26 protein-coding genes are annotated in these 22,966 nt (G+C 65.5%); 13 read left to right on the plus strand and 13 right to left on the minus strand.

What is annotated here, in order from left to right:
- The first annotated feature begins 1 nt into the window (after position 1).
- Complete coding sequence (locus tag GV044_RS20960; protein WP_159874407.1) at positions 2 to 538, plus strand: DUF1003 domain-containing protein; 537 nt, start codon at positions 2 to 4, stop codon at positions 536 to 538.
- Between the two features lie 214 nt (positions 539 to 752).
- Here GV044_RS20960 and GV044_RS20965 read toward each other — a convergent pair whose 3' ends face one another.
- From GV044_RS20965 to GV044_RS20980, 4 genes are read right to left on the minus strand one after another with little or no spacing between them, the layout of a single operon-like run.
- On the minus strand, positions 753 to 1,856 hold the full coding sequence (locus tag GV044_RS20965) for an inositol-3-phosphate synthase (protein ID WP_159874408.1): 1,104 nt from the start codon (positions 1,854 to 1,856) through the stop codon (positions 753 to 755).
- A gap of 10 nt (positions 1,857 to 1,866) precedes the next feature.
- Entirely contained in the window at positions 1,867 to 2,805 is a 939-nt protein-coding gene (locus GV044_RS20970) for a beta-xylosidase (protein ID WP_159874409.1), read from the minus strand.
- Positions 2,802 to 3,632 (minus strand): TIGR04290 family methyltransferase, encoded by an 831-nt coding sequence (locus GV044_RS20975; RefSeq protein ID WP_159874410.1) that lies wholly within the window; start codon positions 3,630 to 3,632, stop codon positions 2,802 to 2,804. The genes GV044_RS20970 and GV044_RS20975 overlap by 4 nt, the downstream gene beginning before the upstream one ends.
- Positions 3,629 to 4,225: a histidine phosphatase family protein gene (locus GV044_RS20980; protein WP_159874411.1), complete on the minus strand. Its 597-nt coding sequence runs from the start codon at positions 4,223 to 4,225 to the stop codon at positions 3,629 to 3,631. The genes GV044_RS20975 and GV044_RS20980 overlap by 4 nt, the downstream gene beginning before the upstream one ends.
- A 230-nt stretch (positions 4,226 to 4,455) precedes the next feature.
- On the opposite strand from GV044_RS20980, the gene GV044_RS20985 reads away from it, so the two are divergent.
- The 8 genes from GV044_RS20985 to GV044_RS21020 all read left to right on the plus strand — a co-directional run bounded on the left by GV044_RS20985 (position 4,456) and on the right by GV044_RS21020 (position 12,797).
- The gene (locus GV044_RS20985; protein WP_159874412.1) at positions 4,456 to 5,580 is read left to right on the plus strand and encodes an NAD(P)-dependent oxidoreductase; all 1,125 of its coding nucleotides are present in this window, start codon (positions 4,456 to 4,458) and stop codon (positions 5,578 to 5,580) included.
- Positions 5,577 to 6,647 (plus strand): SDR family NAD(P)-dependent oxidoreductase, encoded by a 1,071-nt coding sequence (locus GV044_RS20990; protein ID WP_201299191.1) that lies wholly within the window; start codon positions 5,577 to 5,579, stop codon positions 6,645 to 6,647. Before GV044_RS20985 ends, GV044_RS20990 begins: the two co-directional genes overlap by 4 nt.
- Positions 6,647 to 7,744 carry a glycosyltransferase family 4 protein gene (locus GV044_RS20995; RefSeq protein WP_159874414.1) on the plus strand — a complete coding sequence of 366 codons (1,098 nt, stop codon included), beginning with the start codon at positions 6,647 to 6,649 and terminating at the stop codon, positions 7,742 to 7,744. The genes GV044_RS20990 and GV044_RS20995 overlap by 1 nt, the downstream gene beginning before the upstream one ends.
- Positions 7,741 to 8,850: a glycosyltransferase gene (locus GV044_RS21000; protein ID WP_159874415.1), complete on the plus strand. Its 1,110-nt coding sequence runs from the start codon at positions 7,741 to 7,743 to the stop codon at positions 8,848 to 8,850. The genes GV044_RS20995 and GV044_RS21000 overlap by 4 nt, the downstream gene beginning before the upstream one ends.
- Positions 8,847 to 9,935 (plus strand): glycosyltransferase, encoded by a 1,089-nt coding sequence (locus tag GV044_RS21005; protein ID WP_159874416.1) that lies wholly within the window; start codon positions 8,847 to 8,849, stop codon positions 9,933 to 9,935. Before GV044_RS21000 ends, GV044_RS21005 begins: the two co-directional genes overlap by 4 nt.
- Positions 9,932 to 11,026, plus strand: coding sequence for a glycosyltransferase (locus GV044_RS21010; RefSeq protein ID WP_159874417.1), 1,095 nt, complete (start codon positions 9,932 to 9,934; stop codon positions 11,024 to 11,026). The genes GV044_RS21005 and GV044_RS21010 overlap by 4 nt, the downstream gene beginning before the upstream one ends.
- Positions 11,013 to 12,077 (plus strand): UDP-glucuronic acid decarboxylase family protein, encoded by a 1,065-nt coding sequence (locus tag GV044_RS21015; RefSeq protein WP_159874418.1) that lies wholly within the window; start codon positions 11,013 to 11,015, stop codon positions 12,075 to 12,077. The genes GV044_RS21010 and GV044_RS21015 overlap by 14 nt, the downstream gene beginning before the upstream one ends.
- A gap of 420 nt (positions 12,078 to 12,497) precedes the next feature.
- On the plus strand, positions 12,498 to 12,797 hold the full coding sequence (locus tag GV044_RS21020; RefSeq protein WP_371741663.1) for a VOC family protein: 300 nt from the start codon (positions 12,498 to 12,500) through the stop codon (positions 12,795 to 12,797).
- A gap of 46 nt (positions 12,798 to 12,843) precedes the next feature.
- Here the strand turns inward: GV044_RS21020 and GV044_RS21025 are convergent, their stop codons facing one another.
- The 3 genes from GV044_RS21025 to GV044_RS21035 are packed head-to-tail and all read right to left on the minus strand — an operon-like array spanning position 12,844 to position 14,356.
- A complete protein-coding gene (locus GV044_RS21025; protein ID WP_159874419.1) occupies positions 12,844 to 13,278 on the minus strand; it encodes a DUF6165 family protein in 435 nt (144 codons plus the stop codon).
- Positions 13,275 to 14,168: a glycosyltransferase family 9 protein gene (locus tag GV044_RS21030; RefSeq protein ID WP_236555159.1), complete on the minus strand. Its 894-nt coding sequence runs from the start codon at positions 14,166 to 14,168 to the stop codon at positions 13,275 to 13,277. Before GV044_RS21030 ends, GV044_RS21025 begins: the two co-directional genes overlap by 4 nt.
- Positions 14,168 to 14,356: a DUF3008 family protein gene (locus GV044_RS21035; protein ID WP_159874420.1), complete on the minus strand. Its 189-nt coding sequence runs from the start codon at positions 14,354 to 14,356 to the stop codon at positions 14,168 to 14,170. The genes GV044_RS21030 and GV044_RS21035 overlap by 1 nt, the downstream gene beginning before the upstream one ends.
- A 144-nt stretch (positions 14,357 to 14,500) precedes the next feature.
- Between GV044_RS21035 and GV044_RS21040 the strand changes: the two genes are divergently transcribed.
- The 3 genes from GV044_RS21040 (at position 14,501) to GV044_RS21050 (ending at position 17,505) form a co-directional block, all read left to right on the plus strand.
- On the plus strand, positions 14,501 to 16,099 hold the full coding sequence (locus GV044_RS21040; RefSeq protein WP_159874421.1) for an alpha-amylase family glycosyl hydrolase: 1,599 nt from the start codon (positions 14,501 to 14,503) through the stop codon (positions 16,097 to 16,099).
- The gene (locus GV044_RS21045) at positions 16,099 to 17,145 is read left to right on the plus strand and encodes a glycosyltransferase family 4 protein (RefSeq protein ID WP_159874422.1); all 1,047 of its coding nucleotides are present in this window, start codon (positions 16,099 to 16,101) and stop codon (positions 17,143 to 17,145) included. Before GV044_RS21040 ends, GV044_RS21045 begins: the two co-directional genes overlap by 1 nt.
- 84 nt (positions 17,146 to 17,229) lie before the next feature.
- Positions 17,230 to 17,505, plus strand: a complete 276-nt coding sequence (locus GV044_RS21050; protein ID WP_159874423.1) for a hypothetical protein — start codon at positions 17,230 to 17,232, stop codon at positions 17,503 to 17,505.
- A gap of 142 nt (positions 17,506 to 17,647) precedes the next feature.
- Here the strand turns inward: GV044_RS21050 and GV044_RS21055 are convergent, their stop codons facing one another.
- The 3 genes from GV044_RS21055 to GV044_RS21065 are packed head-to-tail and all read right to left on the minus strand — an operon-like array spanning position 17,648 to position 20,329.
- The gene (locus tag GV044_RS21055; RefSeq protein ID WP_159874424.1) at positions 17,648 to 18,469 is read right to left on the minus strand and encodes an SDR family oxidoreductase; all 822 of its coding nucleotides are present in this window, start codon (positions 18,467 to 18,469) and stop codon (positions 17,648 to 17,650) included.
- 1 nt (position 18,470) lies between these two features.
- Positions 18,471 to 19,652 (minus strand): zinc-dependent alcohol dehydrogenase, encoded by a 1,182-nt coding sequence (locus GV044_RS21060; protein WP_159874425.1) that lies wholly within the window; start codon positions 19,650 to 19,652, stop codon positions 18,471 to 18,473.
- The gene (locus GV044_RS21065) at positions 19,652 to 20,329 is read right to left on the minus strand and encodes an SRPBCC family protein (RefSeq protein ID WP_159874426.1); all 678 of its coding nucleotides are present in this window, start codon (positions 20,327 to 20,329) and stop codon (positions 19,652 to 19,654) included. The genes GV044_RS21060 and GV044_RS21065 overlap by 1 nt, the downstream gene beginning before the upstream one ends.
- Positions 20,330 to 20,645: 316 nt before the next feature.
- Here GV044_RS21065 and GV044_RS21070 point away from each other — a divergent pair, with 316 nt between their 5' ends.
- Positions 20,646 to 20,900 carry a hypothetical protein gene (locus GV044_RS21070; RefSeq protein WP_159874427.1) on the plus strand — a complete coding sequence of 85 codons (255 nt, stop codon included), beginning with the start codon at positions 20,646 to 20,648 and terminating at the stop codon, positions 20,898 to 20,900.
- A 182-nt stretch (positions 20,901 to 21,082) separates the two neighbouring features.
- Here GV044_RS21070 and GV044_RS21075 read toward each other — a convergent pair whose 3' ends face one another.
- The 3 genes from GV044_RS21075 to GV044_RS21085 form a co-directional block, all read right to left on the minus strand.
- Complete coding sequence (locus GV044_RS21075) at positions 21,083 to 21,592, minus strand: CinA family protein (protein WP_236555160.1); 510 nt, start codon at positions 21,590 to 21,592, stop codon at positions 21,083 to 21,085.
- Between the two features lie 67 nt (positions 21,593 to 21,659).
- Entirely contained in the window at positions 21,660 to 22,349 is a 690-nt protein-coding gene (gene modB, locus GV044_RS21080; RefSeq protein WP_159874429.1) for a molybdate ABC transporter permease subunit, read from the minus strand.
- 61 nt (positions 22,350 to 22,410) lie between these two features.
- A complete protein-coding gene (locus GV044_RS21085; RefSeq protein ID WP_159874430.1) occupies positions 22,411 to 22,869 on the minus strand; it encodes an Lrp/AsnC family transcriptional regulator in 459 nt (152 codons plus the stop codon).
- Positions 22,870 to 22,966: the final 97 nt, after the last annotated feature.

Below are 22,966 nucleotides of genomic sequence, written 5' to 3' on the forward strand. Positions count from 1 at the left end.
AATGGATGATACCGATCCCCCCGAGCCCCTGCCGCTGAGCATGAGCGGCGCGCTGCGCGAGAACATCGAAACTTTGAGTGCCCGCTCGCGTGCGGAAGCGGCGAACGCGCCGGTGTCGCACAAGATCGCCGACAGGATCACGCGCTTTACCGGTTCGATGACCTTCGTTCTGATCCACCTGGCGCTTTTCGGCTTCTGGATCACCGCCAACACCATCGGCATCCCGGGTGTGCCCAAGTTCGACGAAAGCCTTGTGGTCCTGGCGATGGAAGCATCGGTGGAAGCCATCTTCCTCTCGACGTTCGTGTTGATCAGCCAGAACCGCATGGCCGAGCGGCAGAACCGCAGCGCCGACCTCGACCTGCATATCAACCTCCTCGCCGAGCACGAGCTGACGCGCTTGGCGATGCTGCTGGAGCGCGTGGCGCGCAAGCTGGAGGTGAAGGTCGATGATCTGGAACTCGCTGAAATCGAGGCGGATGTGGAGCCCGAGGTGGTGCTGGATGCCTTGGAGGGGCGAGGGACCGGATCCTCTTGAGATTATAATACCATTGCCATGCCCGCGGAGGCGGAAATCCGTCTCCGGTACTTCTCTGCCCCGGCGCCTCGTTGATGCACAGTTCTTGAGGTACGCGCCGCTTTGGCTCTCGCCGCAATGCGCATCCCGAGGTCAGGCGATGGATCCCCGCTTTCGCAAGGATAACGAGTAGAGGGTTCATAGGTCGGCTTGCGGTGGATGATGGTGCTTGCCATCACCCAGCGATAAACGCCTCAAGCCGGTTGAACGCCTCGTCGTCGGTCATCTGCTCGGGCGGGTGCTTGCAGAAGTAGGCCGCTGCCGGATCGATCGGTCCAGCCAGCCCGCGCTCGGCGGCGATCTTGGCGCAGCGGATCATGTCGATCGCGACGCCGGCCGAGTTGGGGCTGTCCTCCACCGAAAGGCGCAGTTCCAGGTTCATCGGCACGCCGCCGAACATGCGGCCTTCCATGCGCAGGAAGCAGACCTTGTTGTCGTTCTGCCAAGCGACGTAGTCGGAGGGGCCGACGTGGATGTTCTCGTCCTCGATGCGGGTGGCAGCGACCGACTGCACCGCCTCCGTCTTCGACTCCTTCTTGGACGCCAGGCGCTTCCTCTCAAGCATGTTGAGGAAGTCGGTGTTGCCGCCAGTGTTGAGCTGATAGGTGCGGTCCACCGTCACCCCACGCTTCTTGAACAAGTCGGTCAGCACCCGGTGCGTGATCGTGGCGCCCAGCTGGGCCTTGATGTCGTCACCGATGATCGGCACGCCCGCCTCGGCGAAGCGGCGGGCCCAGTCGGGATCGCTGGCGATGAACACAGGGATGTTGTTCACGAAGGCAACGCCGGCCTTCAGGGCGCATTCGGCGTAGAACTCGGTCGCCTTTTGGGAGCCGACGGGCAGATAGTTCATCAGCACGTCGGTCTTGGTTTCGCGCAAGGTCGCGATGACCTCTTCCTCGGTGGCCTCGGGCGCGTCGGCGACGACGAAGGTGCGGTCGTCGGGGTAATCGGCCATGTGCTCGGCGACGCCATCCAGGAGCCGGCCCATCTGAACTTTCGCGCCCGTGGGCGTGATCGTCTCGCAGAACACGGTGGTGCAATTGGGCTTGGCGAAGACGGCATCGGCAATGTCCTGGCCGACCTTGCGCTTGTCGATGTCCCAACCGGCGACCAGGTGTATGTCGCTCGGCACGTAGCCGCCGAGTTCGTAGTGCATCAAGCCGATCGTCTCGTTGGCGCCAGCGCGATAGTGCTCGATCCCTTGGGCGAGCGAGCTGGCGCAATTGCCGATGCCGACGACGGCAACGTTGATCCCGTGCGGATGAGGCGAAAGCATAGGGATCTCCTTAGACGGCAGCGGGCTGGAGGAGAGGCGAGGGGGCGACGGTGGCGGACTTGGGCGCGTAGCGCTCGATCATCTGCCCGCAGAAGTCGGCGAACCCTTGCGTGTCATGCGGCGGGCTGGTGTGATGCGCGCCGGGGCCCAGATGCTCGGGCGTGAAGCAGAAAGTGACGGTGACGTCGAAGTCCTGCAGCGCCTCCATCTGGCGGTCAAACCAGTCGAGCGCGTTGGGGCGGAAGCTGTCGGCCCACGACAGGCCGGTCCGCAAGTGCTTGGTGCCCAGCCGCTTCATCCAGGCGACGGCATCGTCGAGCCGCGGGTCATGGTAGTGGAACCACTGCATCAGGCCCATCTCGCCTGCAACCTGTGCATAGTGGTCCAGGCTGGGCTTGGGCGTGCCGTCCTCGCGGATCAGGCCCATGTAGAAGTGGCGGTAGTAGCTGGAGCCTTCCGCCTCGCGGTGGCGGGTGGTGGCGCCCCATTCCTGCGGCAGGTCGTACAGAGAGTACCAGAAGATGCGCGGCACGCGGCCGACCAGCAGCTCGGCGGTGCGCTTGACGCCGAACTCCTGCACTTCCTCGGCACCGAATGAGCCGACCCCGACTTCGGTGACCCACACCGGCTTGTCGGGGCAGACCGCCTCGATCTCGGCGACCTTCTCGGGCCAGGCGTGGATCGGCCACAGGTTCCAGTCGAGCGGGAAACCATGCACCGCGACAACGTCAACCGCGTCGAGCGCGCCATGCCCGCGCATGCGGTTCACCCAGGAAGGATCGATCGGCGACATGCCGCCCAGCACACGCAGCACGTCCGGATTGGCGGCGTGGATGGCAGCGCCCGCGCGCTTCACCAGGTCGCCGAAGATGGACCAGTCGGGATCGAGTTCCGGATCCCAGTGGGACTTGTTGTTCGGCTCGTTCCAGATCATCGCGGCTTCGATCACGGCGTTTCATTCCCCCTGCTTGGATACACGGCGGCTGGCCCGTACTTCTCGTAGGGCACTGGCGCTGTGCGGCACATGTAGACTTCGGGCTCCGGCTGAGCCTCGATCGTGAACCCGGCTGCGCGTAGCATCCCGGCGCTGCAGGCCGCGTTAGGCGCCCACCAGTTGGTCCAGTCGTTGGCGAACGACTTCTCGATGAAGTGCATCTTCGGATAAGCCGGATCGTCGAAAATCGGCGAAGGCTTCCAAGTGCCCTCGACAAAGAAGGGGTGCTCCTCTGGCACGTCGATCGTGTCGCGCGAACCCTGCTGCATCGTCTGGAACAGCATCATGTCGCCGGCCACGTGCTCGCGGATCAGGTCGAGCGCCAGCAACGGATGCCGCAAGTGATAGAGCACGCCCATGAAGATCACGAGGTCGAACTTCTCACCCAGTGCGCCGACATCGTAAACCGAGTGGTTGCGGTACTCGATGTCGCCGAAGCCCAGAGCATCGGATGCGAAGCGGGCCTGCGCCAGGTAGCGGTCGTCACTGTCGATACCAAGCACGCGAGCAGCGCCGCGACGCTTCATCTCGACCGAATAGAAGCCGGCGTTGCAGCCGATGTCGAGCACGCTCTTGCCGGTGAGATCGGCCGGGATGACGTGGGCGAACCCTTCGTACTTGAAGCGGGGATAGTCGCCGAGGAAGTGATTGGGCGCGGTCGTAATGCCGTGTCCCAGGTCGATGTTCTGGAACCAGGGTCCGAGCGCTTCGACTTGCGCGCGGATGGCGGACGTGTCGTTGGCGCGGGCCCGATCGGACCGGGTAAGCGGCAGGCTACTCATGCATATGTCTCGTTCAAGCTCAGCACCTTGGCACCCCATGGGCCCACAGCCAGGCGCGTGACGGAGGCAGGGTCGATGTCGAAGCGGCCATAGTGGTCCAGGCTGAGGCCGAGCACGTGCGCGACGACGGCGCGGATGATGTCGCAATGGCTGACCATGGCCACCGTCTGGCCGGACGAGTTGAGAGCGACGCTCTCGATATACCGCCACGCGCGCGCCTGTGCGTCGGCCATGCTCTCACCATTAGGAGCGACCGCGGTAGATCGCGCCTCGTTCCAGGTCGACCACTGTGGGTCGCCCTCAAGTTCCACGAAGGCACGGCCCGACCAGTCGCCGAAGTCGAGTTCGTTGAGCGGCGCCGCCACTTCGGCCGCGATGCCGTGCCGCTCGGCCACCGTGCGCGCAGTCTCCTGCGCACGCTGGACAGGGCTCGTGTGGATGGCGGCGATCGGCTCGCCGGCCAATCTGTCGGCCAGCGCGCTTGCCTGCCAGATGCCGTCGTGGCTGAGGGCGATGTCGGGTGTGCGCCCCGAAAGGATGCGGCCGAGGTGCGAATGCGCTGCGTGACGGATCAGCAGGATCGTTGCAGTCACATCTCCTCCTTCCGCCAGAAAGCACCCCCGCAGATACGGTCCATGCATCAACAAGGCGTGCCAAGCTTTGTTCCTGCATGAACTGCCTGTGCGCCAAATTGTTGCTGTGCATCGACCAACGGAAAAGTGCCGAATAACAATTGTTAGTTCAAGATAGTTCCCGCGATATCTGGGAACAAAGAGGATGAAGAAGCTTTGTGGCTTCCGGACGCTACTTAGCGAGGGGACTCATGGGCGAAACAGTGCTGATCACGGGCGGGGCGGGCTTCATCGGCTGCCACGTCGGACGCGAACTTCTGCGGCGCGGTCATCGCGTCATAGCGCTGGATAGCCTGATCGAGCAAGTGCACGGCGCCGATGCCAGCGGCACGCGTCCACCGTTCCTGGAGCCCGAGATCGAGCTGATCGAAGGCGATGTGCGCGATGGGGAGGCTGTCGCCAAGGCGCTCAAGGGTGTGGACAGCGTCATCCACCTCGCCGCCGAAGTCGGCGTCGGCCAGTCGATGTATGAGGTGGAGCGCTACACCTCCACTAACGACGTCGGCACCGCCGTGCTGTTCGAGCAACTGATCGATAACCCGGTTCGCCGCGTTGTCACTGCTTCGTCGATGAGCATCTATGGCGAGGGTCTCTATCGCGACGCCGATGGCGAGCTGGTGCAGGATGCCGCGCGTGCGACCTTGCGTGATGGCCAAGCCAACTGGGAGCCGGTCGACAAGCAAGGCCGTCCGCTGACGCCGGTCGCCACGCCGGAGTGGAAGCAGCCCAATCTCTCCTCGATCTACGCGCTGAACAAGTACGTGCAGGAGCGCACCACCCACATCATGGCGCCGCCCTACGGCATCGAAGGCGTGTGCTTGCGTCTGTTCAACGTCTATGGCGCTGGCCAGGCGCTCTCCAACCCTTACACCGGTGTGCTGGCGATCTTCGCGTCGCGCTTCCTTAACGGCCAATCGCCGATGATCTTCGAAGACGGCGAGCAGCGCCGCGACTTCGTGCACGTGCGCGACGTGGCGCGCGCTTTCGCGACCGCGCTGGAAAGCCCCGCAGCGCCCGGCGGCACCTACAACGTCGGTTCGGGCCGCGACATCTCGGTCAAGCAGGTCGCCGAGGAACTCGCCAAGGCGATGGGCCGCAACGACCTCACTGCCGAGATCGTCGGCAAGGCGCGCATCGGCGACATCCGCCACTGCTTCTGCGACACCACCAACGCGCGTGAGCAGTTGGGCATTGAGGCGACCGAGGACTTCACCGAGGGCTTGGTCGAGCTCGCCGAATGGGTCGGCCAGCAAACCGCAACCGACCACGTCGAAAAGGCGCGCAAGGAGCTCGAAGCACGCGGATTGGTCGCATGACGCAGACCGTCCTCGTCACCGGCGGTGCCGGGTTCATCGGCTCTAACCTTGCCGACCGGCTTGCGTCCGAAGGTCACCGTGTGCGCATCTACGACGCGCTGATGCGGCCGGGCGTCGACCGCAACCTCGAGTGGCTGATCGAGCGGCATGGCGACAAGATCGAACCGGTGCTGGCCGATGTGCGAGAGCCGGAGAAGCTGGCGGCGGCGGTCGAGGGCGTGGACGCGGCGTTCCATTTTGCCGCGCAAGTCGCGGTGACCACCAGCATGGTCGATCCTGCGTCCGATCTGGCTATCAACATCAACGGGACCTTCAACCTGCTCGAAGCTGCGCGCGCGCAGCCAAAGCCGGTGCCGGTCATCTTCGCCTCGACCAACAAGGTCTATGGCGATCTCGTGCAGTTCGGCTCGCATCTCACTGCACAGGGCCACTACCCCGAAGACGCGGAACTGGCAAAGCAGGGCGTCTCCGAAGCCCAGCCGCTCGACTTCCACACGCCGTACGGTGTGTCGAAGGGTGCGGCCGACCAGTATGTGCTCGACTACGCGCGCAGCTACGATCTGCCCACCGCGGTCGTGCGCATGAGCTGCGTCTATGGCGAACGGCAGATGGGCACCGAGGACCAGGGCTGGGTCGCGCACTTCCTGATCCAGGCGCTGCAAGGCAATCCCATCACCCTCTACGGCGACGGCCACCAGGTCCGCGACGTGCTTTACGTCGGCGATGCGGTGGAGGCGTACCTCGCCGCGTGGCGCCAGATCGACAAGGTCAAGGGGCAGGTCTTCAACCTGGGCGGCGGGCCGGCCAATGCGGTCAGCCTGCGCAATCTGCTCGACACCATGGCCGAGACGCTGGGTTGCCGGCTCGATGTGCGCTCGTCCGACTGGCGTCCGGGCGACCAGCGCTGGTTCGTCGCCGATACGCGCAAGATCGACGCCACGCTCGGCCTGCCCGAGAAGCTCGGCTGGCGCAGCGGCGTCGCGCGGTTGGCCGAATGGCTCGCGGCGGAGCGCGGGATCGATCTTCCCGCGCAGCCCGCTCCGCTCGCCACGGCAGGGGCACACTGATGAGCCGACGCATCACGCGCCTGCTGATGACGGTCGATGCGGTCGGCGGTGTCTGGCAATATGCAACCGAGCTCGCCTGCGCGCTCCGCCCGCTCGGCTTCGAGACGGTGCTCGCCGTGCTCGGCCCGCCGCCCGCGCCCGAACAGCGAGACGCGATCAAGCGCTGCAAGGGCGTCAAGCTGGTCGAAACCGGGCTGCCGCTCGACTGGACGAGCGAGGCGACCTCGACCCGCCGCGCTGCTGCGGAACTCGCAGCGCTCGCCCGGCGCGAGAAGGTCGATCTGATCCACCTGAACTCGCCCGCGCTGGCAGCCGGGCAGGCCTGGTCCGCGCCGGTCGTGGCGGTGGCGCACGGGTGCCTGGCAAGCTGGTGGGACGCCGCGCGCACTGAGCCGCTCGATCCCGTTTTCGTCTGGCATCGCGAGATGATGGCGCAAGCCTTTCGCACCTGCGACCGCGTGATCGCGCCATCGGCCAGCTTCGCCGAGACGCTGCGCCGCATTTACGCTCTCCCGACCGCGCCGCAGGTGGTGTACAACGGACGTGCGCTACCGGCCCGCGTGCGTGCGACTGCCGGCACCAACAGTGCACTCACCGCCGGACGGATGTGGGACGAGGTCAAGAACCTTGCCACGCTGGACCAAGCGGCCGCCCTGATATCATACCCGTTCTGCGCTGCCGGCTCCTTGACCGCGCCGCACGGCGAAACCGCCAGCGCCAGCCACTTGCGCCTGCTCGGCCAACTCGATGCCGCTGCGTTCGCTGCCAAGCTGGAGCAACGTCCCGTGTTCGTCTCCGCCGCCACGTTCGAGCCCTTCGGCCTGGCCGTGCTGGAAGCGGCCGGTGCCCGTTGCCCGCTGGTGCTCTCCGACATCCCGACCTTCCGCGAACTATGGGACGGCGCCGCCGTCTTCGTGGATCCTCTCGATGCGCCGGGTTTCGCAAGTGCTGTCGAGGCCATCGTTCGTGATCCCGGCCGGCGTGATGCCCTGGGAGAAGCGGCGCATTCCCGTGCCCAGCGCTATGCGCCCGAGCGCATGGCAGGGCTAATGGCCGAGCACTACCGTGACCTCCTGGCGGCGAGGCTTGCGGCATGAAGATCGTCTACTTCACGCACTCGCTGGACTCCTGCTGGAACCATGGCAACGCGCACTTCCTACGCGGCGTGCTCGACGAACTGCTCGAGCGCGGCCACGAAGTCGCAGTCTTCGAGCCCGAGGACTCCTGGAGCCGCGCCAACCTGGTTGCCGACCATGGCACCGAAGGGCTCGGCGCCTATCGCATGGCTTATCCGCGGCTGAACTCAACCCGTTACGCTGCCGATGCCGATCCTGCGGAGCTCGCCGACGGCGCCGACCTCGTGATCGTCCACGAGTGGAACGCACACGACCTCGTCGCCAGGCTCGGCAAGGCGCGGGCAGGAGGCGCCAGCTACACCCTGCTGTTTCATGACACCCACCATCGCGCCGTCAGCGCACCGCAGGAGATGGAAGCCTACGACCTCTCCGCCTACGATGGCGTGCTCGCCTTTGGTGAGACGCTAAGCGAAGTTTATCGCGAGCGTGGCTGGGGCAACCGGGTCTGGACCTGGCACGAAGCCGCCGACACCCGCCGCTTCCACCCTCCGGCCGAGGAAGGCACGCGCTCAGGCCTCGTGTGGATCGGCAACTGGGGCGATGGCGAGCGTACGCAAGAGCTGCAGGACTTTCTGTTCGGTCCTGCCCAGGCCGCCGGCCTGCCGCTCGACGTCTATGGCGTGCGCTACCCGGACGAGGCCAAGGCAATCCTCGCGAAGTTCGGCGTGCGCTATCACGGGTGGGCGGCGAACGCCGCGGCGCCGGAGATCTTCGCACGTCACCTGGCGACAGCGCACGTCCCGCGTCGGTTCTACTCGACGATCCTGCCCGGCATTCCGACCATCCGCGTGTTCGAGGCGCTCGCCAGCGGCATCCCGCTCGTCAGCGCGCCCTGGGACGATGCCGAGGGTCTGTTCCGCCCCGGTTGGGACTACCTCGTCGCCAGCACGGGCGAGGAAATGATCGGCCACCTGAACGACCTGAAGAACGACCCAGCCTTGCGCCAAGCGCTCGTCGCCAGTGGGCTCGAGACGATCCTGGCGCGTCACACGTGCGCGCACCGGGTGGACGAATTGCTCGCGATCGTCGGCTCGCTCACGCCCTCTTTTGCCGGAGAACCCGCTTGAAGATCGCTTTCTACGGCTCCAGCCTGCTCTCGTCGTACTGGAATGGCGCGGCGACCTACTACCGCGGCATCCTCTCGGCGATGGCCAAGCGCGGGTACGAGATCACCTTCTATGAGCCCGATGCCTTCGGCCGCCAGCAGAACCGTGACATCGATCCTCCCGAATGGGTGCGCTCCGTGGTCTACGATGCCGACGAAACCTCGCTGCGCCGCGTGCTGGCCGAGGCGAAGGACGCCGACATCGTCGTAAAGGCTAACGGCGTCGGCGTGTTCGACAAGGAACTGCTCGAAGGCGTGATCGCACAGGCGCGGCCGGATGCGATCAAGATCTACTGGGATGTCGATGCCGCCGCCACGCTCGACGAGATGCGCGCCGATGCCGATCATCCGGTGCGCGCGGCCTTGCCTCACCTCGACATGGTGCTGACTTATGGCGGCGGCCCGCCGGTGATCGAGGATTACCAGGGCTTCGGCGCCAAGCAGTGCGTGCCGATCTACAATGCGCTTGATCCCGCCACTCACCACCCAGTCCCGGCGGAGCCTGCCTTCGCTTGCGACCTGGCGTTCCTCGCCAATCGCCTGCCCGACCGCGAGGCGCGGGTGGAGGAGTTCTTCCTCAAGCCTGCCGCGGCGCTGCCGGACGCCAAGTTCCTGATCGGCGGCAACGGCTGGCACGACAAGGGCATGCCCGCCAATGTGCGCGACATCGGTCATGTCGGCACCGGCCAGCACAACGCTTTCAACTGCACGCCGCGCGCAGTGCTGAACGTGGCGCGCGAGTCCATGGCACGCATCGGCTTCTCGCCCGCGACCCGCGTGTTCGAGGCATCCGGCGCTGCCGCCTGCCTGATCACCGACGCTTGGGAAGGCATCGAGCTGTTCCTCAAGCCGGACGAGGAAGTGCTGGTCGCCCGCGACGGTCAGGACGTGGCCGAACATGTCGCCAGCCTCACAGAAGAACGCGCGCGCGCCATCGGCCAGGCCGCACTTGCCCGCGTGCTCGCCGAGCATACGTATGACCTGCGCGGTGTCGAAGTGGACGAGGTGCTGCGCGCAGCTCGGACCAAGATGCAGGTGAGCGCGTGAAGCTGGTCGTCCTTGGCCTCACGCTGTCCTCCTCGTGGGGCAACGGCCACGCCACCACCTTCCGCGCGCTGCTCTCCGCCTTTGCGCGGCGCGGGCACGAGGTGCTGTTCCTGGAGCGCGACAAGCCCTGGTACGGGGACCATCGCGACTTGCCCAATCCGGACTTCTGCAGATTGCGCTACTACGATAGCGTCGAAGAGCTGGGAGAGTGGCGCGAGACGATCGCCTCTGCCGATGCGGTGATGGTCGGCTCCTACGTGCCTGAAGGAGTCGAGGTCGGCGCCTTCGTGCAAGAACATGCCCGCGGCATCGCCTGCTTCTACGACATCGACACGCCCGTGACCCTGGCCAAGCTTGCCCGTGGCGATTTCGAATACCTCTCGCCCGAACTGATTCCCGGCTACGACGTGTACTTTTCCTTCACCGGCGGACCGACACTGGACCGTCTGATGAAAGACTTTGGCTCGCCAAGTGCGAAGGCTTTGTACTGTTCGGTCGACGACACGCGCTACCAGCCGCTGCCGGTCGAGAAGCGCTGGGACCTGACGTATCTTGGCACCTACAGCGACGATCGCCAGCCCACGCTAGAGAAGCTACTGGTCGAGACTGCGCGCCGCTGCCCGGACAAGCGCTTCGCCGTGGCCGGACCGCAATACCCCGCATCGATCGTCTGGCCCGCTAATGTCGAGCGTATCGAGCACTTGCCGCCGGCCGAGCACGCCGAATTCTACTCCGCGTCGCGCTTCACGCTGAACGTCACGCGCGCCGACATGATCGCGGCGGGCTGGTCACCCTCGGTGCGCCTGTTCGAGGCGGGTGCCTGTGGAACTCCTATCATTTCCGACCGTTGGGCCGGGATCGAAGATGTTCTTGAACCTGGCAGCGCGATCATCCTGGCCGATACCACCGAAGATGTAATCGCCGCGCTCGACGCCGATGCGGCCCGCTTCGGCGAGGGTGCGCGCCGAGCGGTGCTGGGCGCCCACACTGCCGACTGCCGTGCTGCGCAACTCGAACGAGACTTGGAACAGGCAACCGTTACGCGCTCCGTGCCGAACACCCCGAGAGGAGACCTTTGTGAGCAAGTCTGACCGATTGACACTGGTGGCGGGCGGCGCGGGCTTCATCGGCTCGCACTTGTGCCGCATGCTGCTGGAAGCCGGCGAGCGCGTCGTCTGCGTAGACAACCTGCAGACATCGCGCCCGTCGAACTTGGCCATGCTGAAGGCCTACGACAATTTTGAGTTCATCCAGGCCGATATCACTGCGCCTTGGCCGACCTCGCTCATCACGCGCGCCAAGCACTTCCACCGCATCTACAACCTGGCCTGCGCCGCCTCGCCCCCGGCGTACCAGGCGGACCCGGAGCACACGATGCTGACCAGCGTTGTCGGCACGTCGCAGCTGCTGCGGCTGGCCGAAGCATCGGGCGCACGCTTCCTGCTGACCTCCACCAGCGAGGTCTACGGTGACCCCGAGGCGCATCCGCAGCGCGAGGAATACCGGGGCAACGTCAGCTGCATCGGCCCGCGCGCCTGCTATGACGAGGGCAAGCGCGCGGCCGAGGCGCTGACCTTCGACTATGCCCGCGGTGGCCGCGCAGACGTGCGCGTGGCGCGCATCTTCAACACCTATGGTCCCAACATGGACCCTTGTGACGGCCGCGTCGTCTCCAACGTGATCTGCCAGGCACTTTCGGGCGAGGCGATCACGATCTACGGCGACGGCAGCCAGACGCGCAGCTTCTGTTTCGTCACCGACACTGCCGAGGCTCTGCGCCGGCTGATGGAATCCGATGACATTGGTCTGGAGCCGGTCAACATCGGCAATCCGCGCGAGATGACCGTGCGTGAACTAGTGGACCTGGTCGTCGACATGATGGGCCGCCCCGCCGAAGTGCGCAACGCGCCGCTGCCGGAGGACGATCCGCGCCGCCGCAAGCCTAACATCGACCGCGCCAAGGCGCTGCTCGGGTGGGAGCCCACGACGAAGCTGGAAGATGGCATCCGCTCGACGATGGATTGGTTTGCCAAGGAACTGGGCGATGAGGTGCGGGTCACGGCCAAGATCGACACGCTCGACCGTCACCGGCGTCCGCGTCGCGCTGTGACCGAAACGATTCGTGAGGTGGCGGCAGGGTAAGCCGCCGGCTCTGGAGGGCGGCTTTGACAAGCTAAGTCCCGGCGGTGTTGGTGTAAGACGAGCTCCGGCGGGGTAGTCCTGCCATGGGCTCGTTCCCAAACTGCCAAGCGTCAGCGGAATTGGTTCACAACAGGCAGCGCGAGCAGGGTAGCGTTTAGCCCCCACACCGCCCAGGCTGAGCTTGCCGAAGCCCACCTTCTAAAATCGCGTCATCCAAGCGCCGACGCACGCTCCGTGCGGCGTATTTGCCAGCCTGGGCGCTAAACCGCATCGCCCGATCGCATCATCGGCCGACAGCGAACCGAACGAGCCGTAGAGCCGCCACGATCACCGTGCTAGCCTCGTCCCGGATACCAGGAGGGCAGGCATGGGCGTGACAGGCATCGGCGGTTTCTTCTTCGCGCGCGCGATCCCGAGGCCTTGCGCGCGTGGTATGCCGAGCACCTCGGCGTGGGTTCGGTCCCCTATGGCATGTGGGACACGCAAGCCGGCGCCATGGTGTTCTCGCCCTTCGCAGCGGACACCGACTACTTCGCGGCCGATCGGCCATGGATGCTGAACTTGTGCGTCGACGGCCTGGACGACCTTCTCGGCGCGCTGCACACCGCCGGCATCGAAGTCACCACCAATCCCGACTGGGACGCCCCAGGTGTCGGCCGCTTCGCGCGCATCCATGATCCCGAGGGCAATCCAATCGAGCTGTGGGAGTCAGATGCATGAAGCAACCTCGTCCCGGACTCGAACCGGGTCGAGCCATGACCGCGAGCTACACCGCCGGACTGTGCGCCACGCTCGCAGCACCGACGGCAGCCCAGTTGGTGTAGCTCTTCTCCTCCACCAGCTCCGATCCGAGCGCCGTGTTGATCCGGCGCTTGATCGCCGCGCGCAAGTCGTTCTTCTTGTAGACGGCGCGGGCGAGCTGGACGAAGCGTTGGCCGAAATCGCCTTCAGCTTCGCGCTCGCGGATCTTGTCCTCGATCTCCCACAGTTCCTCGTTCACCGCGCGAAGCTGGTCGATCAAAGGAGTGACCTCGCAGATCGCCTCACCCGCGACGCGGCTGAGCGAGATGAGTTCGCGCGCGACGTTGGCGCGGGCAGTCCGGTCGGCAATGCGTTCGGACTTAATCTGCAAGATGGTGATCTTGTCGACGAGTTCGCCCCAGGACACGGGCACGCGGGGGCAGCATTCGGTCTGGCTCATCGGGCAAACTCCGGTTGCGGGGAAGCAAGAAGGTCAAGGTCATGCGCGAGGGCGGCGATGGCGCCGGCCCAGTCGCCAGGGCTCGGTTGCGCATAGAGGCGAGCGCTGGGGTACCATTCGCTGCGCCCGGTCTCGGGTGCCCAGCGCCAATCGGGCGCGTGCTTGAGCAACAGCCACACCGGCTTGCCGAGTGCACCCGCAAGGTGTGCAATCATGGTGTCCACGGTGATCACGAGCGCGCAGCCCGCGACCAGCGCGGCGGTCTCTGCCATGTCGAACGGGCAGCCCTGCGGATTGCGCACCGGCAGGGCAGAGGGTTGCGCATCGAGGGTAACGCACTCACGGCCAGCCAGCAGCGGGGCGAGCAGTTCGGGCGGGAACGAGCGCTCTGCGTCCCAATCGCCCGATGAGCAGCATAGGCCAATGGTGCCTTCCGGCAGATCCGCGGGCGCAACCTGAAGATAGGGCGGCGGGCATTCGGCCGGTGCCACCCGAAGAGCGAACGACAGCTCCATGATCTCGATGTCACGCTCAGCCGGCTTGAGCGGGTGCGCGGGATCGAAAGGGACCACGCGGTCGGCGATGCCGGTGGGCAGCAGCGGGATGAGCCGCGGCTGTATCTCCAGCGTGACCGAAGCTGCACGGCGGTGCAATTCGGGCAGGAAGCGCAGGAACTGGATGGTGTCGCCCAACCCGTGGTAGCAGCGCACCAGCACGTCGCAGCCGTCGAGCGGGGCCAAGTCCCATACCCAGCGCAAGTGGTAGGGCAGGGCCGGATTGTCGCGTTCGCCCGGAGGACGTAGCGCCGCCTCGCGCGCGTTCAGCTCCCAGGCGCGCGCGTGATCGCCTGCGCGGATCGACGTCATCCAATCCTGATGGAGGGTGGACATCACGTCTTGGCGTCGTGCTCGGGCTTGCCCTTGCGCTTGGTGTGCGCGAGCTCTTCCAGCTGCTTCTCGCTCATCGTTGCCGCCATCAACTTGGAGGCGCCCTTCAGCTTGCTCTTGGGCGTGTCGCCGCGCTTGGCGGAGAGCGCCGCACCTGCGGCCTTCTGCTGGGCAGCGGATTTTGCCGGCATGTCCTCGCACCTCGTGTCGATGATGCTGAAGCAACGCGCGGAAAACGCGACGGTTCTATGGGCCGAGGGAAAAAGCATGGGCGGGGCTTGGGAGCGCCTAACCATCAAGGAACCATCCTGCCGCCCAAGCCTTTCGTGTGCGTGATGGCACAGGCACGCAGCACGCCCTGGTGGGAGCGGGGGGTGGTCTACCAGATCTACCCGCGATCGTTTCAGGACTCGAATGGCGACGGCATCGGCGATCTCGCCGGAATGGCCTCGCGCCTGGACTACGTGGCAGCGCTGGGCATCGATGCCATCTGGCTTTCGCCGATCTTTCCCTCGCCGATGGCGGACTTCGGCTACGACGTGGCCGACTATTGCGGGATCGAGCCGATCTTCGGCGACCTTGCCGCCTTCGATGCGCTGCTGGACGAGGTGCACGCACGCGGGCTGAAGCTGCTGCTGGACTTCGTGCCGAACCACAGTTCCGATCAGCACGCCTGGTTCCGGGAAAGCCGCTCCTCGCGCGACAACCCGAAGCGCGACTGGTACATCTGGCGCGACCCGGCGCCGGGTGGCGGCCCGCCCAACAACTGGGTCAGCGACTTCGGCGGCTCATCGTGGGAGTGGGACGAGGCGACCGGGCAGTACTATCTGCACGCCTTCCTCAAGGAACAGCCCGACCTGAATTGGCGCAATCCGGAACTACGCGCGGCGATGATGGAGGTGATGCGTTTCTGGTTTGAGCGCGGGGTCGATGGCTTCCGCATCGATGTGCTGTGGCACATCGTCAAGCACGAGGACCTGCCGGACAACCCGCAGAACCCTGATTGGACGCCTGAGATCCGCGAGCGTGACCAACTGCTGCAGCACCACTCCACCGACCAGCCCGAAGCGCACGCTTTCTCGGCCGAGATGCGTGACTTGGCCGACAGCTATGGCGAGCGGGTGCTGATCGGCGAGATCTTCCTGCCTAACGACGCGCACGCACGCTGGTACGGTACGCCCGAGCGGCCGCAGGTGCACTTGCCCTTCAATTTTCAGCTGGTCGAGAACGAGTGGAACGCGGCCTCGCTGCGGCGGATCATCGCCGACTACGAGGCGTCGTTGCCTGCGCACGGCTGGCCCAATTGGGTGCTGGGCAGCCACGATGCGCCGCGCATTGCTGCCCGCATCGGCGAGGCGCAAGCGCGCGTGGCCGCCATGCTGCTGCTCACCTTGCGCGGCACGCCGACGCTGTACCAGGGCGACGAACTGGGCGTCGGCGAGGTGACGATCCCGCCCGAGCGCATGCGCGATCCTCAGCACTTGCGCGAGCCCGAGCGCGGGATCGGCCGCGACAGATCGCGCACGCCGATGCCGTGGAGCGATGCGCCGTTCGCCGGGTTCAGCACGGTCGAGCCCTGGCTGCCGCTCAACGATGACTGGCGCACCCGCAACGTCGCCGCGCAGGAGGTGGACGCGGGCTCGCTGCTACACTTCTACCGCCGCTTGCTGCAGCTTCGGCGGGCACATCCGGCGCTCGCAATCGGCAGCTTTGCGCTGACCGATGCGGACGACCAGGTGCTGTCCTACGTGCGCCGCGAGGGGGAGGAGACACTGCTGGTGGTCCTCAACCTGGGCATCCACCCGCGCGGCTATGTCGTCCCCGCGCGCTATGCCGTGCGCGGGACCTTGGCCTCGACCGGGCCGGAGCGTGCGGTCGACGGCACCGTGTTGCCCGATGAGGGCCTGATCCTGCGACTTGAGGGGGAACACTGATGCGCATCGCCATGCTGGCGCCAATCGCCTGGCGCACGCCGCCGCGGCACTACGGCCCCTGGGAACTGGTCACCAGCCTGCTCACCGAGGCGCTGGTGCGCAAGGGCGTGGACGTGACGCTGTTCGCCACGCAGGATAGCCTCACCGCGGGTACTCTCGATGGCGTCGTGCCGGCGCCCTACAGCGAGGACGCTTCAGTCGACGCCAAGGTGTGGGAGCATCGGCACTTGGCGCACGTGTTCGAGCAGGCGGACCGCTTCGACTTGATCCACAACCAGGCCGACTTCCCCGCACACGCCTTTAGCAACCTGGTCTCGACGCCCATGGTGACGACGATCCACGGCTTCTCATCCGACCGGATCCTTCCGATGTACGAGCCCTATCAGGATCGCGTACACTACGTGGCGATCAGCGAGGCCGACCGACACCCGCGCCTGCGTTATGCCGCAACTATCCATCATGGCATCGACGTCGGGAGCTTCCCCTTCGATCCGGTCGGCAGCGAGGACCTGCTGTTCTTCGGCCGCATGCACCCTGACAAGGGCGCACACCACGCTCTCGCGGTCGCGCGAGAGGCGCGGCGGTCGCTCCACCTGTACGGCATCGTGCAGGACCAGGGCTATTTCGACCGCGAGGTCACGCCGCGCCTGGGTGATCGGGCGCGCTATCATGGACCGGTGGGCGGCGCGGAGCGGCTACAGGCGCTTGGCAGTGCGCGGGCATTGTTGCACCTGATCGACTTCGATGAGCCGTTCGGATTGTCCGTGGTGGAGGCCATGGCCTGCGGCACGCCGGTGATCGCAACGCGACGCGGGTCAATGCCCGAGATCATCGAGCATGGCGTGAATGGGTTCCTCGTCGAAAGCCAGGATGAGGCGGTCGTGGCTATTGCCGCCGCCGCGGAACTCGATCGCGTCAAGGTGCGCGAAAGCGTTGCCAAGCGCTTCCATGTCGACCGCATGGCGGACGAGTATATCGCACTCTATCGGCGCATCCTGGCCGGTGAACAGGACGGCTTGCCGTCAGCCTCTGCGCAATTCGCCTGATCTGGCAGGCATTTGCGGGAACGATGCGGTGCGGCGAATGGTTCTCGTGGCGAAGTTCGCAGGAGGATGTGCATGCGCCGCTCGATGACCCAAGTTACTCGTCTCGCCTTCGCCGGATGCGCCGTGTTGAGCCTCGCGGCATGTGGCTCGCAATCGCAGGAGAAATCCAGCGAGCAGGCGGCGAACCAGCTGGATCAGGCGGCCGATCAGAGCGATCCCGCTGCGGCGAAGGTGATGAAGGAACGGGCGGAGCAGATCCGCGGTTCGGGGACCGGTGCCGCGCTCGACGATCCCAATGCGGCGGTTCAGGACACCATGCGTGAGGCTGGCGCTGCGCAGACCGGGGCTGCGGGCAAGTAGATCTTGGCGATGCGCCCGGTGTAGCGTCGCGCCTTATTCGTGTGGGCCGGAATTGATCAGGACTTACCTTGATCACCCAGGTGGGGAGCATTCGGAGGCGGAAAGCAGGAGCGGAAGCCCGAAAGCTCCCGCTCTCTCACCATCAGCTGCTCGCGTGCGGTGACTGCGTCGAGCTCGACTTAGGCTCGGCCATGCGGCGGTGCATCTGCGCCACTACGGCATCGGGTAGAATGTCCGAGAAGAGCGACTGCACCTTGTTCATGAAGCCGCTGGTGATCTGCAGATCGCCGGAGAGCAGTGCCTTGTAGCCATCGCTCGCGACCTTGGCTGGATCGGACTTGCTGCCCTGGCCGGCGCTGGTGTCCATCATTCCGGCGCGCTTGAAGAACTCGGTTTCGACCGGGCCCGGCTCCAGGCAGGTGATGACGACATTGGTGTCCTTCAACTCGTTCGACAGGCCGTTGCAGAAGTCGTCGATGAAGGCCTTGGTCGAGTTGTAGACCAGCTGGAACGTGCCGGGAATGTGCCCAGCGATCGATCCAGTCACCAGGATGCGACCCTCGTTGCGCGCGCGCATCTGGCGGCCCACGGCGTGGATCAGGTGCACGGTGCCGACCACGTTGGTGTCGATCACATGCCGCGCCTCGTCCCATTCCTGGTCAAGGAAGCCCTTGCCTAGACCGTGCCCGGCATTGGCGAACAGCGCCGCCACCGGTCGACCACCGATCTTCGCGATGACCTGCTCGACACCTTCGTCCTTGGCGAGGTCGACCTGCAGAGTCTCCACTTCAGGCGCGCCGGCGGCTCGCGCTGCCGCCGCGCCCTCGGTCAGATCACGGTCCGCGACGAGGAGCAGCGAGGCGCCGTCCTGTGCCGCCAGTTTGGCGAGCTCCAGGCCGATGCCGCTGGAGGCGCCGGTGACGACGACGAAGCCCGACAGGGCGTCCACGGAGTGCTTGCCCATATCAGTTCTCCATTCCGGGTTTCAGGACGACCTTGGTCCAGGTGTCCTGCTGCTGCTTGAAGTTCTTGTAGCCCTCGGCCGCCTGTTCGAGCGGCAGGCGGTGGCTGATGAGGAAGGTGGTATCGAGCGTGCCGTCCTCGATCTTGGACAGCAGTTCCTTGAGGTACTTCTGCACGTGCGTCTGGCCGGTGCGGACCTGCAGGCCCTTTTCCATGACCGCACCGAGCGGAAACTTGTCGGTCATGCCGCCATAGACGCCGGGGATCGACACGCGCCCGCCCTTGCGCACGGCGAGGATCGCCTGCTTCAAGGCACTGGCACGGTCCGCGCCGATGCCGATCTTCTGCTTGGCGATGTCGAGCATGTTGTCGATCGCAAAGCCGTGGGCCTCCATGCCGACCGCGTCGATCACCGCGTCGACGCCGATGCCGCCCGACATCTCCATCAAGGCTTCCTGGACGTTGGTCTCATGGAAGTTGATAACCTGCGCGCCGAGGCTCCGGGCGAGCTCCAGCCGATGCGGATAGTGATCGATGGCGATCACTTGCGAGGCGCCCATGACCAGCGCCGACTGGATCGCAAACAGGCCGACCGGGCCGCAGCCCCAGACCGCAACGGTGTCATCGGGCTGGATGTCCGCATTCTCCGCCGCCATCCAGCCGGTCGGCAGGATGTCGGAGAGGAACAGCACCTTGTCGTCCTCCAGGTGGTCGGGGATCACGATCGGACCGACGTCGGAGTAGGGCACGCGCACATATTCGGCCTGGCCGCCCGAGTAGCCGCCGGTCAGGTGCGAATAGCCGAACAACCCGGACATCGAGTGGCCGTAGAGTCCCGCGCCCATGTCCTGCTTCTCGACGGGATTGGAATTGTCGCAGCAGGAATACTGCTGGATGTTGCAGTGGAAGCACTGGCCGCAGCTGATGGTGAAAGGCACCACCACGCGCTGGCCCTTTTTAAGGCTGCTCTTGGGCCCGGTCTCGACCACTTCGCCCATGAACTCGTGGCCCAGCACGTCACCGGGCAGCACGCCGGGGATCACGCCATCGTAGAGGTGGAGGTCCGAGCCGCAGATTGCGGTCGAGGTGATCTTGATGATCGCGTCGCGCGGGTTGATGATCTCGGGATCGTCGACGGTGTCGACCTGCACGTTCTGCGTGCCCTGCCAGGTTAGCGCGCGCATCAGGCGGTCTCCTCGTGTCTGTAGGCTGGTGTTTGTTCCTGCTTTGCCGCGCGGGTCTGGTCCTTGCGGCGTGCGGAGGTGGCGATCTCGCCAGCCTCCATCAGCATCTTGAAACGCTTGAGATCATGGCGGGCCTGAATCTCCGGCTCGCGCATAAACAGCTTGGCGACCACGCGTCCCAACTCGCCTGCGGGTGGCTTGTAGGCCACGCGCACGCCGACGCGGGTGCCGCGCTCGCCCGGAGCATCGGCGAAGGTCACGCGTCCTTCGGTGTCGATCTGCGATCCGGGGACCGAACGCCAGGCGATCAGTTCGCCAGGCTGCTCGCTCACGATCTCTGTCTCGACTTCGACGGTGCGGCCTGCGGGGGCGAGGATGGTCCAGACCGCGCGGCCGTTGTCACCGGTGGGCTTCACCGAGACAATGTTCTCCATGAACGTCGCCAGGTTAGAAAAATCGCGCCAGAAGGCGAAGAGCTCTTCGCGCGGGCGAGCGATCGTCACGGTGCGGCCGACAACGTCGTAGGCACCGAAGCCGCGGCGCGCCGTGTGCCCGGGGGCGTCGTCGGGTGAGGTGTGGCGCTTATCCTTGCGCGTGGAGAGATACGCTCCCGCGCCGGCGGCGAGCATCAGGCCGGCCAGCCCCGCTACGCCTAGGCCTTTCTTGGCGTCTTCCATCGATTGCTCCTGCTGGGGTGCGGACCGCCATGCGGGCGATCCTTGATCCGGGCAGCGCCACACGCCTCGCGAGGAGGCATGCGCCGCTGTTGGTGGAGTAACCGGGGGCAGGGCTGCGGAGTTGCCCCGTGCTAGGTGTCAGGTCGCAGCCACGGAACGTCTCGTCGGCAGTTACTCAAGCTACAAAGTAGCTGGCTTAACAAGGGTTTGTGTCAGCGTGGGTGCCGTCGGATGGCGCGCTCGCCCTGCCGCTTCACCGCAACTTTCGCTGTTCGCGCGCGCTTGATGATTACGATAGCAGCCAGAGGAGCATGTCATGTCAGGTGGCGGAGAATACGAACCCAAGGACTCGCGCCGCGTAGTCGGCACCAAAGGCGATCCCGACAAGTCGTGGCGTGAGGAAGAAACCTCGACCAAGAACGAGGACGGCGGTGAATACGAGCCGGTCGACAGCCGCAACGTAACCGGGCAGGCGGCCAATGACGTCGACCGCTGGAAGAACAGCGACAAGCGCCCGCCGCTTGCCAATGGCGATACGTCGGAGGAGGGCGGGCCGGAGGGTTCGCGTTAGGGCTTCTCACCTTTCCCCGGACGGGGAGAGGGTACGCAGGCTTGGTTCGCAGAGCCTAGCCGGAGTTGGAGAAGGATTTGTGCCCTCTTGGCGTCGGAAGCCCCTTTCCAAGCTCCGCTAGCCGCTGGCGCGGCAAGCTTCACTATCCTCTCCCCTCAAGGGGAGAGGGCAAAGTGGTGTCCTTACAACTCCACCGCGCGTTCAAGCATGTCGAGCGCCACGTCGATCGTCGCGCGGCGGATGCCCGCGCGTCCGATCGGGCCGAAGTGGTTCTCGCGATGGTCGATGTTCATGCCCCGCCGCGCACAGGCGAGGTGCACCAGGCCTTCCTCGTCGCCCGGCGCTCCGGGGCCGGCAAAGCCGGTCACCGACAGCGCGATATCCGCGTGCGAGGCCCTCAAGGTGCCTTGCGCCATGTCCTCGGCGATCTCGCGACTAACCACGCCGAACCTTTCGATCCGCGCGAGCGGGATCGAGAGCAGCTCGCTCTTCGCCTCTGGCGTGTAGACCACGAAGCCGCGCTCGAAGGCGTGGCTGCAATCGGGGATGTCGGTGAGCAGTGCCGCCAGCAAGCCGCCGGTGCAGCTCTCCGCCGTGGCGATCGACAAGTCACGCTTGCAGGCGAGGGCGAGGAGGTGCTCGGCCTTGCCAAGTGCTTCATCCCGGAAGGATTTTTCGAGTGTTTCGGCCATGCATCCGCTCATCGTTATGGCGGGTCAATGGACGGCGCTGTCCTTCGGTTCCGCGATGCAACCTGGGTTAAGCGCTATGCCGATACGATCGGCGCACCAGCAGCTCCGACGCGGCAAGCGCCAGCAGCGACAAGATAACGCTGATCACGGCGAGACGCGTGACTGCGGTCTCTCCGCCCGGCAGCTGTAGCGCGGTGTAGATCGCGAGCGGCAGCGTGCGCGTTTCGCCGGGAATGTTCGACACGAAGGTGATCGTCGCGCCGAACTCGCCGATAGAGCGCGCGAAGCCGAGGACGGTGCCGGCTAACAGCCCAGGCATCGCGAGCGGAAGGGTGACGCTCGTGAACGTGCGCGCACGAGAGGCGCCGAGCGTGCGCGCGGCGCTCTCCAGCCGCCGGTCGACGTTCTCGATCGAGATGCGCATCGCGCGCACCATCAGCGGCAGCGCCATGATCGCAGCCGCCATCGCCGCCCCGGTCCAGCGGAACATCAGGCTCACTCCCAACCAGCGCGCCAGCGGGCCGCCGATGGGTCCATTGGCGCCGAAGGCGAGCAGCAGCAGCCAGCCCGTTACCACTGGGGGCAGCACCAGCGGCAAGTGGATCAGCGCGTCGAGCAGCAGCTTGCCCGGTACCCGCGTACGCGCCAGAACCCAGGCGAGCCCGAACGCGACCGGCAGCATAAGGGCGATCGCGACAGCACTGACCTTGAGCGAAAGGCCGATCACCTGCCATTCCGCGGGGCTGAGTAGGGTCATGTATAGCGCCGTATATGGGACGGTGCCGTCGGGCAATCGGCTGCGATCTTTCGGGCGGCCGCTACCCCCGCTCTTTCACCGTCTCCATCGCCACGAAAGTCGAGGTGCTGGCGACGTGCGGCAAGGCCGAGATCTTCTCGCCCAGGACGACACGATAACGGCGGATATCGGAGGTGCGCACCTTAAGTAGATAGTCGAACCGGCTGGCGAGCATGTGGCATTCCTCCACCTCGGGAATGCGCTGCACGGCCTCGTTGAACTCGCGCAGCGCAGCCTCGCGCGTATCCGACAGCTTCACTTCCGCGAATGCCACGTGATCAAGCCCCAACTTGGCCGGATCGATTAGCGCGGTAAACCCACGGATCACACCGGACTCGATCAGCCGACGCAGCCGCACCTGACAGGGGGTCTTCGAGAGTCCGATCCGCTGCGCCAGATCGGTCACCGATATCCGGCCATCGTCACGCAAGACAGCGATGATCTTGCGGTCGAAATCATCCAGATTGACTGTTTGAGCCATAGCTGCAGTCTAATCGAACTGTACGGGGCGCTGCAATAAGCCAGATTGATGGACTGAGCGCGCACGAAAAGTCGGAACGTCGGACGCTGATACTCTA

It is taken from the genome of Novosphingobium sp. 9U, from assembly GCF_902506425.1.
Lineage (GTDB): Bacteria > Pseudomonadota > Alphaproteobacteria > Sphingomonadales > Sphingomonadaceae > Novosphingobium.

Bases quoted from the DNA above. Each gene is read 5' to 3' on its own strand.
- GV044_RS21000 (WP_159874415.1), top strand. From the start codon at position 7,741: ATGAAGATCGTCTACTTCACGCACTCGCTGGACTCCTGCTGGAACCAT.
- GV044_RS20995 (WP_159874414.1), top strand. From the start codon at position 6,647: ATGAGCCGACGCATCACGCGCCTGCTGATGACGGTCGATGCGGTCGGC.
- GV044_RS20985 (WP_159874412.1), top strand. From the start codon at position 4,456: ATGGGCGAAACAGTGCTGATCACGGGCGGGGCGGGCTTCATCGGCTGC.
- GV044_RS20965 (WP_159874408.1), bottom strand. From the start codon at position 1,856: ATGCTTTCGCCTCATCCGCACGGGATCAACGTTGCCGTCGTCGGCATC.
- GV044_RS21050 (WP_159874423.1), top strand. From the start codon at position 17,230: ATGACCCAAGTTACTCGTCTCGCCTTCGCCGGATGCGCCGTGTTGAGC.
- GV044_RS20990 (WP_201299191.1), top strand. From the start codon at position 5,577: ATGACGCAGACCGTCCTCGTCACCGGCGGTGCCGGGTTCATCGGCTCT.
- GV044_RS21075 (WP_236555160.1), bottom strand. From the start codon at position 21,592: ATGGCCGAAACACTCGAAAAATCCTTCCGGGATGAAGCACTTGGCAAG.
- GV044_RS21070 (WP_159874427.1), top strand. From the start codon at position 20,646: ATGTCAGGTGGCGGAGAATACGAACCCAAGGACTCGCGCCGCGTAGTC.
- modB (WP_159874429.1), bottom strand. From the start codon at position 22,349: ATGACCCTACTCAGCCCCGCGGAATGGCAGGTGATCGGCCTTTCGCTC.
- GV044_RS21025 (WP_159874419.1), bottom strand. From the start codon at position 13,278: ATGAGCCAGACCGAATGCTGCCCCCGCGTGCCCGTGTCCTGGGGCGAA.
- GV044_RS21085 (WP_159874430.1), bottom strand. From the start codon at position 22,869: ATGGCTCAAACAGTCAATCTGGATGATTTCGACCGCAAGATCATCGCT.
- GV044_RS20960 (WP_159874407.1), top strand. From the start codon at position 2: ATGGATGATACCGATCCCCCCGAGCCCCTGCCGCTGAGCATGAGCGGC.
- GV044_RS21040 (WP_159874421.1), top strand. From the start codon at position 14,501: ATGGCACAGGCACGCAGCACGCCCTGGTGGGAGCGGGGGGTGGTCTAC.
- GV044_RS21060 (WP_159874425.1), bottom strand. From the start codon at position 19,652: ATGCGCGCGCTAACCTGGCAGGGCACGCAGAACGTGCAGGTCGACACC.
- GV044_RS21045 (WP_159874422.1), top strand. From the start codon at position 16,099: ATGCGCATCGCCATGCTGGCGCCAATCGCCTGGCGCACGCCGCCGCGG.
- GV044_RS21030 (WP_236555159.1), bottom strand. From the start codon at position 14,168: ATGTCCACCCTCCATCAGGATTGGATGACGTCGATCCGCGCAGGCGAT.
- GV044_RS21065 (WP_159874426.1), bottom strand. From the start codon at position 20,329: ATGGAAGACGCCAAGAAAGGCCTAGGCGTAGCGGGGCTGGCCGGCCTG.
- GV044_RS21035 (WP_159874420.1), bottom strand. From the start codon at position 14,356: ATGCCGGCAAAATCCGCTGCCCAGCAGAAGGCCGCAGGTGCGGCGCTC.
- GV044_RS21055 (WP_159874424.1), bottom strand. From the start codon at position 18,469: ATGGGCAAGCACTCCGTGGACGCCCTGTCGGGCTTCGTCGTCGTCACC.
- GV044_RS20975 (WP_159874410.1), bottom strand. From the start codon at position 3,632: ATGAGTAGCCTGCCGCTTACCCGGTCCGATCGGGCCCGCGCCAACGAC.